The sequence below is a fragment of the Nostocoides veronense genome (assembly GCF_039531185.1).
Classification (GTDB): Bacteria; Actinomycetota; Actinomycetes; order Actinomycetales; family Dermatophilaceae; genus Nostocoides_A; species Nostocoides_A veronense.
On record NZ_BAAAPO010000026.1, the window covers coordinates 107,109 to 122,363 of the forward strand.

Here is a 15,255-nt window from a genome sequence, read left to right on the forward strand (position 1 = left end):
ACATGACGAGCGGCGAACGCACATACGACATCATTCTTTTCGGAGCCAGCGGCTTCGTGGGCGCCCTGACGGCGCAGCACTTGGCGGACCACGCCCCGGAGGGCACCCGCATCGCGCTGGCGGGCCGGAACCAGGCCAAGCTCGAGGGGGTGCGGGCCGATCTCGGCCCGGCCGCCGCTAACTGGCCGATCGTCATCGCGGACGCCGCCGACGAGGCCGCCCTGACGGCCCTGGCCCAGGACACGAAGGTCGTTGTCACGACCGTCGGGCCCTATGCGAAATACGGCATGCCTCTCGTCGCCGCCTGCGCCGCCGCGGGCACGCATTATGCGGACCTGACCGGTGAAGTCCTGTTCGTGCGCCGCAGCGCCGATGCCTATCACGAGACGGCCGAAGCCTCGGGAGCCAAGATCGTCCACGCGTGCGGCTTCGACTCCATCCCCTCCGACCTCGGCGTGCTACTCACCGCAGAGCGTGCGGCCGCCGACGGCACGGGCGAGCTCGGCCAGACGGTCAACTATGTCCGCAAGCTGCGCGGCGGCTTCAGCGGCGGCACCATCGACTCGATGCGCACCCAGGCCATCGAGATGCGCGCCAGCGCGGCGGATCGCAAGATCGTCGGCGATCCCTACGGCCTGAGCCCGGATCGCGGCGCCGAGCCCTCGCGCGGCAGCGGTCACAAGCCCAAGGCCACCTCACCCCTCGATGTGGTCAAGGGCGTCGTCAAGGGCCTGCCCGTCCGCCGCACCGACGATGGCCACTGGACGGGTCCCTTCGTCATGGCCGCCTTCAACACCCGCATCGTGCGGCGCAGCAATGCCCTGCTCGGCCACGTCTACGGCCGCGGCTTCCGCTATCAGGAGGTCATGGACTTCGGCACCTCCGCCAAGTCCCCCGCCATGGCGACGGCGATGACCGCCGGTCTGCTCGGCGTTGCCGGAGGTATGCAGTTGCCCCCCACCCGTGCCCTCCTGGACCGCGTCCTGCCCAAGCCCGGTGAGGGCCCAAGCGTCGAAGACCAACAGCGCGGCGCCTTCCGGATGGAGATCGAGTCGACGACGACCACCGGCGCGCGCTATCGGACGACGGTCGCCGCCAAGGCCGACCCGGGATATTCCGGCACGGCGATCATGCTCGGTCAGGCCGGTCTGTGCCTCGCACTGGATTCCCTGCCCGATCGGGCCGGAGTCATCACGCCCGCCGTCGCCATGGGTGACGTTCTCGCGCAACGACTTCGCGATCAGGACTTCACGCTGACGACGGATCGCCTCGACGCCTCCGCTGGCTGACACCACAAGCCGTCCCCGACGATGAAGCGCTTCCTGGCGGGCATGCTGACGATGGCACTTCTCGTCGTCGGCGCCTTCTTCGTCCTGTTCGGCATGCTCCGCGAGCCGGGCACCGGCCGGATGCACGATGTCTCGCTGGGGCCCGGCATCCGTCCCAGCCAGCCGCCGGCGGACCTGCGCCCGGGCGAGACCTGGCTCGGCGATGTCGACCTGACCTCCTCAGCGCTCGTCACGCCCGATGGCCCCTTGCGTGATGTGCGCGCCAAGGCCACCAATGTGCGGGTGATGGATTCCGGCCTAGCCGTCGGCGATGTCACGCTCGTCGCGACCCTGCCCTTCGCCGTCGCCGCGAAGCAGGTCGGCGAGGGCGTGGCGCTGTATGACGCGGGCGGCGGCCTCGCGGGCGTGCGGCGCAGCGCCGAGGTGCTCGGCCTGGAGCTGGCGATCAGCGCGACCGGCCGGGTGAGCGTCGACCATGGTGATCTGCTCATCGTGCCCGAGACGGTCGACGTCGGCCTGCCCGGACTGGTCAACGACGCCTTGAGCAGTGCCGCACGCGATCTGGTCACCGTGCGACAGGCGATCGAGGGCCTCCCCGAGCGCCTGGTCCTCACGGCAATCACGGTGCGCCCCAGCGGCTTTGAGGCCACCCTTCGTGGCACGGATGTTGTCATCGCCCGGCCGGGCGCCTGAATCGGCGCGCCAGGGCGGACCGAATGTGCGTGCCCCACGCGACAGGACTAGCGTTGAGCTAGGAACCCGCTCCGGCACCGGCCGGGGCCGCCGAACAGGAGGGGTCATGAACACCGAATCGCCGATGCACCAGATGACCGATGAAGAGGCGTGGGCCTTCCTTGGTTCGCACGAATTCGGCCGCCTGGCCTTCCACCTGGCCGGCGAAGTGCACATCACGCCGATCAACTACTGCGCCGACCGCGGGCGGCTGATCTTCCGCACCGCCGAGGGCAACAAGCTGCTCGGCGTGACGATGAATCAGGATGTCGCCTTCGAGGTCGATGAGTTCACCGAGACCGAGGCGACCAGCGTCGTGCTGCGTGGCTTTGCGCAGACCCTGGAGGGTGACGAGGCCGACTTCGCCGACGAGCTGCCCCTGCGGCCGTGGGTCCCGACCGAGAAGCATGTCGTCATCGCCGTCACCCCGAGTGAGATGAGCGGCCGCCGCTTCGACTTGCAGCGCCCCTGGCTGCATCAGCGCACCGACTGACCCGTCAGGCGGACGGCACGTTCTCCAGTTCCGCAAGCCACACGGCAGACGAAACATCCGACGGTGCCCGCCAGTCACCGCGCGGCGAGAGCGAGCCGCCGGGGACGACCTTGGGCCCATTGGGCAGCGCTGAGCGCTTGAATTGGTTGGCGAAGTAGCGTTTCCCGAAGACCTGCATCCAGTGCCGGATCGTCGCCAGGTCGTATGCGGACCGCTTGGCTTCCGGGAACCCGGGAGGCCACTCCCCCGCGGCCGCATCGGACCACGCGTGCATGGCGAGGAAGGCGATCTTGCTCGGCAAGTACCCCCGCCGCAGGACATGGAAAAGTGTGAAGTCCTGCAGTGAATAGGGCCCGATATTGTCCTCGGTGCTCTGCGGCTTCTCGCCCTCCCGGGTCGGCACCAGCTCCGGAGTGATCTCGGTGTCAAGGATGGACCCGAGGATGCGACCGACTTCCTCGTCAAATTGCCCCGAGGTCGCCACCCAGCGAATCAGGTGCTGCATCAACGTTTTTGGCACGCCACTGTTGACGCCATAGTGCGACATCTGGTCGCCGACGCCGTAGGTGCACCACCCGAGCGCCAGCTCCGACAGATCGCCGGTGCCGAGCACGATGCCGCCGCGGTGGTTGGCAATTCGGAACAGATAGTCAGTGCGCAGCCCGGCCTGGACGTTCTCGAAGGTCACGTCATAGACCTCCTCGCCACGGCCGAAGGGGTGGTCCATATCGGTCAACATCTGCTTGGCTGCAGCGCGAATGTCGAGAGTCTCGAAGGAGACGCCGAGCGCCTCGGACAGCAGCGTCGCATTGTTCTTGGTGTGCTCGGTCGTCGCGAACCCCGGCATCGTGTAGGCCAGGATGTCGGTCCGCGGCCGGCCCAGCCGGTCCATGGCCTTGGCCGCGACGATGAGCGCGTGCGTCGAGTCGAGGCCGCCGGACACGCCGATGACGATCTTTGGCTGGCCGATCGCGCGTAGCCGCTGCTCGAGCCCGGAGACCTGGATGTTGTAGGCCTCGTAGCAGTCGAGCGCCAGCCGCTCCTCCTCGTCGGGGACGAAGGGGAAGCGGTCGACCTTGCGCAGCAAACCGATGTCACCGGCCGGCGGGTCGAGAACGAACTCGACCTCGCGGAAGCCGGGGCGATCGGCATACGTCCGGCGGTTGTCGTCAAAGGTGCCCTGCCGCATCCGCTCCTGGCGCATTCGGTCCAGATCGAGGTCCGCCACGGACCGGCGCGCCCCATCCGGGAAGCGCTCGGTTTCGGCGAGCAGCGCGCCCATCTCATAGATCAGAGTCTGGCCGTCCCAGGACAGGTCCGTGCTCGATTCACCTTCTCCCGCAGCGGAATAGATATATGCCGCATTGCACCGGGAAGACGCCGACTCGCAGAGCATCTTGCGGTCATAGGACTTGGCGACGGTGATCGGGCTGCCCGAGAGATTGACGAGAATGGCCGCGCCCGCCAGTGCCGCCTCGGCGCTCGGCGGGATCGGGACCCACATGTCTTCGCATACCTCGACATGGATGCTCAGGCCACGGACATCGCCAGCGCGGAAGATCAGGTCCGGACCGAAGGGATAGTGGGTGCCGCCGAGCGCGATCGTCTCGCCGCGCTGGTCGTCGCCCGGAGCAAAGTGGCGCCGCTCATAGAACTCTCGATAGGTCGGCAGATAGGACTTCGGGGCGACACCGAGGATGGACCCACGATGAATGACGATGGCGCAGTTGAAGATTCGGTTGCCCTTGCGCAGCGGAGCCCCGACGACGGCGACCGTCATCAGCTCGGCGGTCTCGGCCACAAGCCGCATCAGCGCAGCTTCCGTCGCATCGAGAACCGGGTCCTGGAGGAAGAGGTCCTCCAACGAATAGCCGGTCAGGCCCAGCTCCGGAAAGACCGCGAGCGCAACCGACTCGGCGTCACAGGCGCGCAATTGCTCCAATGTCGCATCGACATTGCGCTCTGGCTGCGCGAGGGCCACCGGCAAGGTGACCGCGGCGGCGCGGGCGAATCCATGGGCATAGGCCGAGCGGAACTCCATACCGCCCGATCCTAAGGTGGCGCGGCGGGCTCAGCGGGCGCGCGGGGCGTATGCCGGGGCGACCTTCTCCTTGGCCGCTTGGCGGGCGATCTTGGTGTTCGTCGCGAGGAGCAGGCGCGCCTGCTCGATGCGCTCGCGGGCGAAGGTATGCCGGGCCCGCCCCGGCGCGGCGGCCTCGAAGACGCGCTTGGTCGCGGCGACCGAGTCCGGGCTGCGGGTGAGGATCTCATCGATAAGTTCGCTCGCCGCCAGGTGGGGATCGGCGGCGACGCGGGTGACGAGCCCGAGGTGCTTTGCCTCCGCGCCGGTGATCGTGCGGGCCGTCATCGACAACTCCTTGGCCGTATCGAGGCCGACGAGTTGGGCGAGCGAGTGGACGCCGCTCATGTCGGGGATCAGGCCCCATTTCGCTTCCATCACAGACCATTTCGCGTCCGGCGTGGAGAACCGGAAGTCAGCACCGAGGGCGAGCTGCAGGCCCGCGCCATAACAATGACCGTGCACGACAGCAACGACCGGAGCAGGGATGCGACGCCAGGCCCAACACGCCTCCTGGAAGACATTGGTGCCGAGCCACGGCCGCGGCACGAAGGAGGGCAGCACGACCGGCAGGCCGCCGGCGAGCACGCTGGTGTCGATGCCGGCGCAGAAGGCCGGCCCCTCCCCGGAGAGGACGACGGCGCGCACGGCCGTGTCCTTGCGCAGCTGGTGCGCGGTGGCAATGAGGCCCTTGAGCATCGGCAGCGACAGCGCATTGAACTTCTCCGGCCGGGCGAGCCGGACGAATGCGACCTCACCGGCGATCTCGCACTGGATCTCCTCAGACATGCCAGCCACCCTAAGGCGCCCGCCGTATCCTCACCGGCGTGATGTCGGGCACCCACACATCCGCGCGCGAGCGCGTCGCCGCACGCGATGTGCTGCGGGCTGCGCTGGCGGTCTGCGCCCTGACCGGCCTGGTCCTCACGCTGGTGCGCGTCATACCCGCCGCCCAGCGGCTCCCAGTCCTGCCCTTGCTGGCCTCCTTCGTGCCCTTCGGCATCCTGCCCTGGGCCGTGGCCGCGATCCTCGCCGCCGCACTCCGCCAGCGGATCGTGGCCCTCCTCGCCATCGCGGCGCTGGCGCTGCACATCAGTTGGTTGGCCCCCTACTACCTACGCACTGCCCCTCAGGACACGGCGGCCGCGGCGCTCAAGGTCGCCTCCGCCAATATCCTCGGCGGCGCCACCGATCTCGACCGGCTCTCCGCGAACACGGCCGATCGCGATGTCGTGGTCCTCATCGAGCTGGATCCAGCCTCCGAGGCCTATGTCGATTCCATCGGCTGGCTGGATCGCTATCCCTATCGGATTGGCCGCTCCGATCCTGATGGCGCTCCGGGGCTGAAGATCTACTCCCGCTTCCCGCTCACCGAACGAGCGAACCTGGACCTCCAACTCGGTGGGCGCGCCGTGCGGGTGGATCTGCCCTCCGGGGATCAGCCGACCATCCTGGCCGTCCACGCCATCAACCCGCTGTTGGGCATCTCGCCATGGCACACCGAAGGCGAGCGGATCGCCGAGGCCGCCGCCACGTATGGCGATGGTCCGCTCGTCGTGCTCGGCGACTTCAACGCCACCCCGGACCACCTGACCATCCGCACGATCCGCTCGCGGGCCCATCTCACCTCCGCCGCGGACGCCCTCGGCGCCGGCTGGCTGCCCACCTGGCCCGCCGACTCGTGGCTGCCCCCGATCTTGCCGCTGGATCAAGCCCTCGTGAGCAGCGCCCTGACCCCGACCGCGGTCCACACGATCGCCGCGCCCGGGTCGGACCACCTCGGCATCGCCGTCGACCTAGCGCTGACCGCACAGCAGGGCTGAGCCGACCGCACCACGTCCCGGGCGCGGGCAGCGGGCTGGCGCGACGGCATACCCCGTGGTCCGCGACAATGGTGTGGTTCCCCGATCCGCCACCCCACGAGGTCGACGTATTCCGCTCCCCACCGCCCGCGCCGCGCACGGCTTGCGCCCCATGAGCGGCCGCGACCCCCACGAAAAGGGCCGCGTCGCAACACCTTTGGAGCTGCTGTTCGACCTCACCTTCGTCGTGGCGTTCGCGAATGCCGGCTCGTGCAGTGGCTGCGCGCCGCGCAGCAGGCGCCGCAGGCGCGCGCCATGTGCCGTTGGTATGCCGTGACCCTCGCCATCGCACAGGTCGGCTGGGTGCTCCTGGCCGTGGTGGCCAGCCAGGGCTGGGACCTCACCTCGGCAGCCTTTGTCTTCGCCTCGATGGGGTTGACCTTCGGCATGTGGTGGATCTACTTCGCGGTTCCCTTCGGCGAGATCCTGCACCACCGACGGGAGCGATCCTTCGTCTTCGGCTATGGCCACATCCTGCTCTTCGGCGCGATCGCCGCCGTCGGCGCCGGACTGCACATCATGGCCTATTACCTTGAGGCACACCACGATCCGGAGGAGTTCGGGTGGGTGCACATCTCGCAGACCGGTGCCGTGCTCGCCGTCGCCGCCCCGGTGATGCTCTTCTTCATCGTCCTGATCGCTACCTGGCGATACCTCTTCCGCAGCAACGACCGGCTGCACAATGTCGAGTTCGTTCTCACGATCGCCGTCCTGGCCGGGGCCATTGCGCTCGCGGCCGCGCACGTCTCGCTCGCCGTATGCCTGCTCGTCATCGCCCTGGCGCCCGCGATCGTCGTCGTGGGCTTCGAACTCGCTGGGCACGAGAGCCAGCAGGCCGCACTGGAACGAGAGACCCGCGCCGCGTAACCTGGCCGTCGATCAGCCTGTGGTGGGCCGGGACGCCAGGGCGTCGAGTCGGGCATGCAGCCGGGCCATCTCGGCGCGGAATTCGCCCTGGCTGAGGGCTTGTTCCTCATCCTTCAGGTCCACGGTGAGCGATCCGCCGGGATCCAGGGTCGCGGTCTCCACCTCAGAGACTCTGTCGGCGCCCTGATGACGCAGCGCCCAATTCAGCTCCCCCCTCGTCATCCCCAGGCGATCGAGCGCCCCGTCGATGACTTCGCCATCGCGCACGACGGGCGTCGGCCGCCCCTCCACGACCCGGCGGAAGGCCGGAAACACTTGGGCTATCCGCTCCAGACCGGCATTGGCGGCCACGAGCACGACCGCGCCGAGAACGCCGCCGACCAGCGAATTGTCGTCGCCGATGATGGCGTTCTGGACGACATTGCTCAGCAGCAGCACGACGACCAGGTCGAGTGAGTTCATCTGCGCGAGAAGTCTTTTGCCGGCGACCCGGACGATAACCAAAATCGCGAGGTAGACCAGGACGGTGCGCAGCACCTTCTCCAGCGGTGGGATCTGGAAGGCCCACAAGTCGTTGCTGATCGAACGCGACATAAGGGTCGGGACCGATCCCGCGAGCATGGTCGTCATGCCCGGCAGGCTAGCCCTCGGATGAGGCTGGGTGGCCTACGACGACGCCGCGAGTGCGGAGGCGAAGGAGGGCGTCAGCGGCAGTCGCGGCAAGAGCATGGCCTGCACCGCGTGATAGGTGTCCGGCTTGCCGACCCAGGTGCCTGCGTGCGGGTGGTTGGTCTGGTCCAGCTCGGAGATCCACGACCCGCGCTCGGTGTCGACCAGATGGGCCTTGGCGTACTCCCACCACTGCTCGAACAGCCGCGACCAGTCACTCGAACCGGTGACGTGATGCAGCGCCCACGCCGCCCCGAGCGCCTCCGTCAGCACCCAGTGCATGCGCGCATGCACCACCGGCGCCCCATCCCAATCGGTTGTATAGACAAAGCCGTCCGCGCCATCGGCGGCCCAGGCATCCGCGATGGCGCCTCGGACCAGCGACTCGGCCGCCGGGAGCGCCCAATCCCAGGCCGGCCCACCGAGAGTGCGCGCGGTCGCGAGGGTCAACCGAGCCCACTCGAGGGCATGACCGGGCGTGGCGCCATACGGCCGGAACGGGTGGGCGGGCTGGTCGCGGTTGTAGTCGGGCAGCGGCGTGAAGTCCGCCGTGAAGTGCTCGGGGATGCGCCAGTTGGACCCGCGGGCCACGTCGTCGATCGCGCGCGTGACGATCCGCCCGGCGCGGCGATGCCAGATGTCGTCACCCGTCACATCGCCGGCGGCCAGATAGGCCTCGACAGTGTGCATATTCGCGTTGATGCCGCGATAGTCCTCCTCGATCCGCCAGTCGCCGGAGAAGGACTCACGCGCCATGCCCTGGTTCTCGTCCCAGAAGTACCGGTCGTGGACCGCGAGCGCATTGGCCAGCAGATCGTTGGCTCCCTCGACGCCGACCGCGCGTGCACTGGACCCGGCGAGGACCACGAAGGAGTGGGCGTATGCCGCCTTGGTCGCGTCGGTCGGCCGGCTGCCGTCGGGGGCGATCGCGGCATACCAGCCGTCGTGTCGTTCGTCGTGGAAGTTCTCGGAGAGCGCTTTGACCCCGTGCTCGACGAGCTCGTGGAAGCCGGGCTTGCCCAGGGCGGCCCCCAGGGCGCAGACGTGCGTCATACGGCAGGTGATCCATAGCTCGAGGTTCCGCTCGACGACGGCGCCGTCATCATCGAGCCAGCCGAAGCCGCCCGGCACCGCCGCACCAGTGGTGAACTGGAGCAAGTCATCAGCATTAGCAGCCAGCTCGGCCGCAACGGTCTCGGTGCACAGGGGCGCGTTCTGGCTCATGTCGGCACTCAACCACATGCGGGGCGGCCGAAACAGAGCGGTCGCCCGGGCGGGCGGGCCCGGGCGACCGACGAAACTCCGGGGGAGCTGCCGGAGCTGGACAACCGCCCAGTCCCGACGGTGCCAGGATTTGCCTATGCAGCGACCACTGGCCGAGTCCGAGGCGCCAGCCGTCTACACCCGCAGGGCCTGGCTCGTCGCGGCGGTCGTGCTCTCTGCGCTGGTCGCCTCCGCCGCTTTCCGCTCCTCGACCGGCGTGTTGATGGAGCCGATCGAGAGCGAGTTCGGGTGGAGCCGCGCGACGACGGCCGGCGCGGTCAGCCTCAACCTGGTCCTCTTCGGCTGCATTGCGCCCTTCGCCGCAGCGCTGCTGGAGCGCTACGGGCCGCGCCGCGTGGTCACTATCGCCTTGCTCATCGTCGGCGCCGCCTCGGCCCTGACGACCTGGATGACCAGCCCGTGGCAGTTGTGGGTGCTGTGGGGGCTGGTCATCGGCACCGCGACCGGTTCGACGGCGCTGGTGCTCGGGGCCATCGTCGCCAATCGCTGGTTTGTGGCCCGGCGCGGACTGGTGGTCGGCATTTTCTCCGGCGCCAATGCGACCGGCCAATTGCTATTCCTGCCCGCGATTGCCGCGACGGCGACGCACGCCGGCTGGCGCGCGGCCGCGCTGATCGTGTCGGGGCTCGCCGCCCTAACGGCGTTGTTCATTTGGCTGCTCATGCGCGACCGGCCCCAAGACATCGGGCTCATCCCGTATGGCGCCCGCCCCGGCACCCCTGAAGCCGAACCGGCTCCGCCGCCGGCCGTCTCGCCGGTGCGCGCCGCCCTTTCGGTGCTGCGGGAGGCTAGCCGCACCTGGGCATTCTGGGCGTTGATGCTGACCTTCTTCGTCTGCGGGTGGTCGACCAATGGCCTGGTCCAAACGCACTTCATTCCGGCGGCGCACGACCACGGCATGCCCGCGACGACCGCGGCGGGTCTGCTGGCGCTCGTCGGAATCTTCGACCTGGTCGGCACCATCGCCTCAGGTTGGCTCACCGATCGCGTCGACCCTCGGCTGCTGCTGCTCGCGTATTACGCGCTGCGAGGCCTGTCGCTCTTCACGGTTCACTCGCTGCTCGCGCCGGGCGTCGAGCCGGGGATGTGGATCTTCATCATCTTCTATGGCTTGGACTGGGTGGCGACCGTGCCGCCCACGGTTGCCCTGTGCCGCATACATTTCGGGCTCTCGCACGCCGGCATCGTCTTCGGCTGGACGTATGCCGCCCACATGGTTGGCGCTGGCCTGGGCGCCTCCTTCGCGGGCTGGATCCGGACCGCCGACGGGACCTATCGGACCGCGTGGATGAGCGCCGGCGTGCTGTGCATTATGGCGGCATTCGTCTGCCTGACCGTCCCCAAGCCAACGACGCCCGAGGCAGTCGAGCCACCCAAGCCAGCCCCTCCGTCCTATCCGGACGAGGTCGACGACGCCGAGGAACTCACGTTTACCTAAAGGTCGTGGGAGAGAACCTGGACATTCGCAACGGTAATGATCCGTTGCGTATGTCCATGTTCCGGCAATGGGCGGGAATCTGTCACCCCCGGGCGAGCGACGGTCAGTGGGGGGCCGCGCCGGCGGCATACCGCTGCAGCAGCTCGATGACGCGGCGGGCGGCGGGAGTGCCGCCGATGGCATTGCGGATCAGGACGTAGATCTCGCGGTGGGGGGCCGGCTCGGCCAGCCGCACGACCCTGGTGTCCGGTGGCAGGTCGGCTGTGGCGAGGACCGGCAAGAAGGTGACGCCGATGCCGCGTGCGACGAATTCGAGCGCCATCCGGTGGTCGGAGGCCTGAACGATATAGCGCGGGGAGTAGCCCGCGGCGGCGAAGGCGAGGGCTTGGATGCGACCGACGAGGCCCTCGGCGACGTCATTGGCGACGAACTCGTCATCTCGGAAATCGGCCAGGGCCACCGGCTTTCGTCGGCGGGCGAGGGCGTGGGATTTGTGGACGACCATAACGAAGGGATCGTTCAGCAGGTCGATCCGTCCGAAGCCATAGGGCGTGGCCTCCCCCACCGCGCCGATCCGGACATCGATATCTGGCTTGGTCTGCAGCGCCTCGCCGACGAGATCATTGAGCACCAACTCGATCATGACATCGGGATATTCGCGCCGCATCCGCGCGACGATGCCGGGCATCCACACCTGGCCGACGGAGGCGAAGTGGCCGAGAACGAGATGGCCGGTCTTGCCCTCACGCAGGTCGCGGACCAGCGCTCCGAGGCGGGTCAGGCTGCGCAGGGCATCGCCGCTGGCGATCGCGAGCGTCATACCCGTTGGGGTCGGGCGGACCCCGCGTCCGACGCGTTCGATCAGGGTCAGCCCGGTCTCGCGCTGCAGCGCCGCCACCTGCTGACTGACCGCCGAGGGCGTCAACCGCAACTGGTCGGCAGCCGCCTGCACCGACCCGGTCGCGACGACGGAACGGAAGGTGGCGAGTCGTTGCGCGTCCAGCATCCATCAACAATACAGAACTGCTTAAGTGAAGTGCAGATTTTCTCGCTTGTGCTAAATGATTGAGCATCGCACCATAGAGACATGGATCGCCCCATTGACCGTGACTACGCCCGCATGATGACCGAACTGCGCACCGCTCGCCAGGACTGGCACACCACCGTCCAGAGCCCGAAGCGCAGCCTGCTGCACCGCCTCACCCACCGCTCGCACTGAGCCGGGTGCGGACCGTTGGTCCGCTTCCTGACGGGTGGGTATGCCGCCCGTCAGGCCCCCTTGCGGGACTGCCGCTCCTCGCGAATCGCCTGGAGCCGTGAGCCCGCCCGCACCACCGCCGGAGCCACCCCCATGGCCCGGGCGGACAGGTGCGCAAAGCCCCCGACAATGATGACCGGCTTGTCCCTCTCGATCCCCGAGAAGGCTTTGCGCGCAACGACTTCCGGCGTGAGCAGCCGAGGCTGCAGGGCCTTGGTGTTGCGCCGGAAGCTGCCGCGGACATAGGACGCCGTCGGCTCGAAGACCTCGTCGATCAGCTTGGTGTCGACATATCCGGGGCACAGCACATTGACCTGGATGCCGTGGCTGGCCGCCTCGTGGCGGACCGCCTGCGAGAAGCCCACGACCGCCCACTTGGTGCTCGTGTAGGGCGCCATTCGCGGCGCCGGAATCATCCCGCGAGCGAGCCGGTGTTGAGGATGACTCCCGCCGGCCGCCCGCGCCGGCTCTCCTGCTGCGCCATCACGGCGTATGCCGCCCGCGTCCCCGCGACGACTCCCCGCAGGTTGACATCGATCGCCGTCGACCAGTGGTGATCGGTGAACTCCTCGAGCGGCCCGCTGAACAGAATGCCGGCGTTATTCGCCATCAGATCGAGCCGCCCGTGCTCCGCGGCCACCTTCTCCACAAGCGCTTGCACAGCCGCCGAGTCGGCGACATCGAGGTGCTCGGCGACGGCCCGGCCGGGGCCTAGCGCCGTCAGCTCCGCCGCCGTGGTTCGGGCACCCTCATCATCACGATCGGCCAGCACGGCCAGACCTCCACGGGCCACCACTTCGGCGGCGAGAGCCCGTCCGATCCCATGGGCACCGCCGGTCACGATGCCGACCCGAGGCGCGAAATGCTCCATAGCGCGACACGCTACCCGCCGAGCCAACGAGCGACAGCGCTCCTCTACACAACGAGAATGCCCGGCCCCGAGAGTGATTCGGGGCCGGGCACTTTCACGGTGGGGGGTAGCGCGCGGCGCTATCCCCGGTGGAGATCAGCTGCGACCGAGGTAGGTCTGGCTGAGTTACCGGCGGATACCTCACTTTGATGATTGACGCAGAGCTTCGGGCCGGTCAGGAGCCACCCACACGCGGGACGTGGAGGAGGTTCGGCGGCAGGCCGGCGGCGCACCCGCGCGTCGGGTCCACGGGCCGAGTGTCGATCGCGGACCCATTGACGAGCGAAATGTCATCGAAGCTGGGCCGGCCCTCCACGACTTGGGAGAAGCGATAGCGGGTCAGGGCGCTGACCCGGCAGTCGTGGCCGATGTCCAGGATGTCGAAGGCGGAGGGCTGCCCGACCAACTCTTCACTGCCTTCTCCGGCGATGAAGTGCGTCAGCGGCCCGCCCCCGGTGAAGGTCCCGACCTGGATCCGGTTGCCATCGCGGAAGGCCGAATGCATGTGGCCATTGATCAGCACACCGGCCCCCTGAATCCCCTGGACGGCCCACGGCTCGTGACTGACGATGATGTCCGGGACGGGACGGCCAGCAAAGCTGGCGAGCCACCGCTCCTTGGCTGGCTGCTGCTTCTGCGCCGACCCTTTCCCGTCATCGCCGAACCACCGTGGATCGTTGAAGCCCGCGATCCGGACACCGGCAATGCTCAGTTCCTGATAACGCGTCGAGTCGGGCTGCAGGAGAATGACATTGGGTATGCCACGCAGGCGCCGGAGCACGGCTTCATCGTCGGGACCGGTGGCATCGTGATTGCCCCGGACGAAGACATAGGGCACTTTCAGGTCGGCGATCCCGCGGAAGACACCGGAGATCTCCCCCTCGGCCACCGTCCCGAAGTTGACGAGATCGCCGGAGTCGATGACCAGATCCACCTGCTCAGACTCGATCAGCGAGCGGAGCAGTGGGTACTGATTGCCCGCGTGAACATCGCTGATCAGCAGGATCCGCAACACGCGGCTCTGCTCGATGTCGGCGGGTTGATACCGCTCGCGCAGCGCCTCGGACACGGCAACGACATTGCGCAGGTATGGCGCGACCTGGGCCGACCGGATCGCGACATCATCGAAGAGGGTGGAGTTGCGCTGGACCTCCCCCAGCAGGCCGGTGGCACTGAGTTGGTTCGGGGCGGTGCCCCGGTAAGTCTTCGCCACGGCCGCGCCCGTCAGGCCCAGCGCCAAGGCCGCCGCGCTGATGGCGACAAGGGCGGTTCGTGGCCCGGGCAGCTTCCGCCGGATCCCCGCGCGGATGGCCACGGCGGCCAGCGCCACGAGCAAGCACCCGAAACCGAAACGCAGGCCAAGTCCAGTGACCGCTTCCCGCACCGCCGCGTCGATCTCGGCCGGCGTGGGCCGCAGCATGTCCAGGGAGGCATTCGGCGTTCCGAGTGCGCTGGTGATGTCCGCCCGGACCTGCAAGTCTGCACGCACGCCAGGAGCCAGTCCGGTGAAGCGGGCTTCGACATCGCCGAGCACGGTCGGCACAACGACGCGTCCCGAATCAGCGAGACTCGGCGAAAAGCTTAGCCCCACAACGAAATTCTTCGTCGCAACCGGTGCCGGAGCGATGACCGTGGTGAGCACTCCCCCGACGGCACACAGCAGGGAAAGCGCGGCGGTGGCGAGCGTCATACGCACCGGCAGGGGGCCGAGGCGATGCCCGACATCCCACCAGCGTCGAGCGGCGACAAGGACCAGGTGACCGAGCAGGATGAGGGCGACGGCGCGCTCATACGCGCCATAACTCGGGCCACGAGCCGCCAGGACGAGTGAGCCGACCAGCGCCAGCAACAGCATGCTGCGGCGCCAGGCGGCGTCGGCAATTGAGCGGCTTTCGGCGGCGGGCCACAGCGCCAGCCCCGCCACCGTCGCACCCGCGACGAGGACCACTGGCACGGGCGTCTCGGGGGACGGCCGGGGCAGCAGGGCGAGCGCGATCAGCCCGACGCCGGCCATCACGATCAGCCCACGCGCCAAGCGGCCGGCGCCGGGGATGGGCCCGATGGCACCGCGCGGCCGGCGGCCGGCTGGCTGAGCCGGGGCTGCTGGCAGGGCCCACCCGGCGATGCCGACGAGCAGTCCGGTGCTCACGAGGGTCAGGACGGTGAGCCAGCGGTATGGCGTGCCCGTGGCTGTGAGCACGAGCGCCGACTCGCGGCTCGCGGCATACCCGGGCGGTTGCAACCGCTCGGCAATCTGGAAACCGGCGATGAGGGTGGCGAGCGCGGCTGTCGCCGCGATCACGGCAGCGCGCGGGGCACCTCGACCCGATAAGGGACGAGCGGTGCTGGTCGGCGACATCATTCGACCCTAAC

General features: G+C 68.5%; 13 protein-coding genes and 1 pseudogene. 7 read left to right on the forward strand and 7 right to left on the reverse strand.

Annotated features, from left to right (window positions below; all coding sequences use genetic code 11):
- Positions 1 to 2 precede the first annotated feature (2 nt).
- The 3 genes from ABD225_RS08700 to ABD225_RS08710 all read left to right on the forward strand — a co-directional run bounded on the left by ABD225_RS08700 (position 3) and on the right by ABD225_RS08710 (position 2,514).
- Positions 3 to 1,289, forward strand: a complete 1,287-nt coding sequence (locus tag ABD225_RS08700; RefSeq protein ID WP_344083629.1) for a saccharopine dehydrogenase family protein — start codon at positions 3 to 5, stop codon at positions 1,287 to 1,289.
- A 21-nt stretch (positions 1,290 to 1,310) separates the two neighbouring features.
- Positions 1,311 to 1,982 carry an LmeA family phospholipid-binding protein gene (locus tag ABD225_RS08705; RefSeq protein ID WP_344083632.1) on the forward strand — a complete coding sequence of 224 codons (672 nt, stop codon included), beginning with the start codon at positions 1,311 to 1,313 and terminating at the stop codon, positions 1,980 to 1,982.
- A 106-nt stretch (positions 1,983 to 2,088) separates the two neighbouring features.
- On the forward strand, positions 2,089 to 2,514 hold the full coding sequence (locus tag ABD225_RS08710) for a pyridoxamine 5'-phosphate oxidase family protein (RefSeq protein ID WP_344083635.1): 426 nt from the start codon (positions 2,089 to 2,091) through the stop codon (positions 2,512 to 2,514).
- Between the two features lie 4 nt (positions 2,515 to 2,518).
- Here the strand turns inward: ABD225_RS08710 and ABD225_RS08715 are convergent, their stop codons facing one another.
- Both ABD225_RS08715 and ABD225_RS08720 read right to left on the reverse strand, forming a co-directional pair.
- Positions 2,519 to 4,555, reverse strand: a complete 2,037-nt coding sequence (locus tag ABD225_RS08715; protein ID WP_344083638.1) for an NAD(+) synthase — start codon at positions 4,553 to 4,555, stop codon at positions 2,519 to 2,521.
- 30 nt (positions 4,556 to 4,585) lie between these two features.
- On the reverse strand, positions 4,586 to 5,383 hold the full coding sequence (locus ABD225_RS08720) for a crotonase/enoyl-CoA hydratase family protein (protein ID WP_344083641.1): 798 nt from the start codon (positions 5,381 to 5,383) through the stop codon (positions 4,586 to 4,588).
- A gap of 41 nt (positions 5,384 to 5,424) precedes the next feature.
- On the opposite strand from ABD225_RS08720, the gene ABD225_RS08725 reads away from it, so the two are divergent.
- On the forward strand, positions 5,425 to 6,417 hold the full coding sequence (locus ABD225_RS08725) for an endonuclease/exonuclease/phosphatase family protein (RefSeq protein ID WP_344083644.1): 993 nt from the start codon (positions 5,425 to 5,427) through the stop codon (positions 6,415 to 6,417).
- Positions 6,418 to 6,666: 249 nt separating this feature from the next.
- Positions 6,667 to 7,323: a low temperature requirement protein A gene (locus ABD225_RS08730; RefSeq protein WP_344083647.1), complete on the forward strand. Its 657-nt coding sequence runs from the start codon at positions 6,667 to 6,669 to the stop codon at positions 7,321 to 7,323.
- Positions 7,324 to 7,335: 12 nt separating this feature from the next.
- On the opposite strand, the gene ABD225_RS08735 is transcribed toward ABD225_RS08730, so the two are convergent.
- Together ABD225_RS08735 and ABD225_RS08740 are read right to left on the reverse strand one after the other, a co-directional pair.
- A complete protein-coding gene (locus ABD225_RS08735) occupies positions 7,336 to 7,953 on the reverse strand; it encodes a DUF421 domain-containing protein (protein ID WP_344083650.1) in 618 nt (205 codons plus the stop codon).
- Positions 7,954 to 7,989: 36 nt separating this feature from the next.
- Positions 7,990 to 9,216, reverse strand: a complete 1,227-nt coding sequence (locus ABD225_RS08740) for an AGE family epimerase/isomerase (protein ID WP_344083653.1) — start codon at positions 9,214 to 9,216, stop codon at positions 7,990 to 7,992.
- Between the two features lie 136 nt (positions 9,217 to 9,352).
- On the opposite strand from ABD225_RS08740, the gene ABD225_RS08745 reads away from it, so the two are divergent.
- Complete coding sequence (locus ABD225_RS08745; RefSeq protein ID WP_344083657.1) at positions 9,353 to 10,714, forward strand: MFS transporter; 1,362 nt, start codon at positions 9,353 to 9,355, stop codon at positions 10,712 to 10,714.
- Positions 10,715 to 10,817: 103 nt separating this feature from the next.
- Here ABD225_RS08745 and ABD225_RS08750 read toward each other — a convergent pair whose 3' ends face one another.
- Positions 10,818 to 11,720, reverse strand: coding sequence for a LysR family transcriptional regulator (locus tag ABD225_RS08750; RefSeq protein WP_344083660.1), 903 nt, complete (start codon positions 11,718 to 11,720; stop codon positions 10,818 to 10,820).
- Positions 11,721 to 11,801: 81 nt separating this feature from the next.
- Between ABD225_RS08750 and ABD225_RS08755 the strand changes: the two genes are divergently transcribed.
- Complete coding sequence (locus ABD225_RS08755; RefSeq protein WP_344083663.1) at positions 11,802 to 11,933, forward strand: hypothetical protein; 132 nt, start codon at positions 11,802 to 11,804, stop codon at positions 11,931 to 11,933.
- Between the two features lie 50 nt (positions 11,934 to 11,983).
- Here ABD225_RS08755 and ABD225_RS08760 read toward each other — a convergent pair.
- Both ABD225_RS08760 and ABD225_RS08765 read right to left on the reverse strand, forming a co-directional pair.
- A pseudogene (locus ABD225_RS08760) lies at positions 11,984 to 12,843 on the reverse strand (SDR family NAD(P)-dependent oxidoreductase).
- A gap of 214 nt (positions 12,844 to 13,057) precedes the next feature.
- Complete coding sequence (locus ABD225_RS08765; RefSeq protein ID WP_344083666.1) at positions 13,058 to 15,241, reverse strand: metallophosphoesterase; 2,184 nt, start codon at positions 15,239 to 15,241, stop codon at positions 13,058 to 13,060.
- Positions 15,242 to 15,255 lie beyond the last annotated feature (14 nt).

What these genes read in the sequence shown, in the direction of transcription:
- ABD225_RS08700 (WP_344083629.1), top strand. Translation starts at nt 3, where the DNA reads ATGACGAGCGGCGAACGCACATACGACATCATTCTTTTCGGAGCCAGC.
- ABD225_RS08705 (WP_344083632.1), top strand. Translation starts at nt 1,311, where the DNA reads ATGAAGCGCTTCCTGGCGGGCATGCTGACGATGGCACTTCTCGTCGTC.
- ABD225_RS08710 (WP_344083635.1), top strand. Translation starts at nt 2,089, where the DNA reads ATGAACACCGAATCGCCGATGCACCAGATGACCGATGAAGAGGCGTGG.
- ABD225_RS08715 (WP_344083638.1), bottom strand. Translation starts at nt 4,555, where the DNA reads ATGGAGTTCCGCTCGGCCTATGCCCATGGATTCGCCCGCGCCGCCGCG.
- ABD225_RS08720 (WP_344083641.1), bottom strand. Translation starts at nt 5,383, where the DNA reads ATGTCTGAGGAGATCCAGTGCGAGATCGCCGGTGAGGTCGCATTCGTC.
- ABD225_RS08725 (WP_344083644.1), top strand. Translation starts at nt 5,425, where the DNA reads ATGTCGGGCACCCACACATCCGCGCGCGAGCGCGTCGCCGCACGCGAT.
- ABD225_RS08735 (WP_344083650.1), bottom strand. Translation starts at nt 7,953, where the DNA reads ATGACGACCATGCTCGCGGGATCGGTCCCGACCCTTATGTCGCGTTCG.
- ABD225_RS08740 (WP_344083653.1), bottom strand. Translation starts at nt 9,216, where the DNA reads ATGAGCCAGAACGCGCCCCTGTGCACCGAGACCGTTGCGGCCGAGCTG.
- ABD225_RS08745 (WP_344083657.1), top strand. Translation starts at nt 9,353, where the DNA reads ATGCAGCGACCACTGGCCGAGTCCGAGGCGCCAGCCGTCTACACCCGC.
- ABD225_RS08750 (WP_344083660.1), bottom strand. Translation starts at nt 11,720, where the DNA reads ATGCTGGACGCGCAACGACTCGCCACCTTCCGTTCCGTCGTCGCGACC.
- ABD225_RS08755 (WP_344083663.1), top strand. Translation starts at nt 11,802, where the DNA reads ATGGATCGCCCCATTGACCGTGACTACGCCCGCATGATGACCGAACTG.
- ABD225_RS08765 (WP_344083666.1), bottom strand. Translation starts at nt 15,241, where the DNA reads ATGTCGCCGACCAGCACCGCTCGTCCCTTATCGGGTCGAGGTGCCCCG.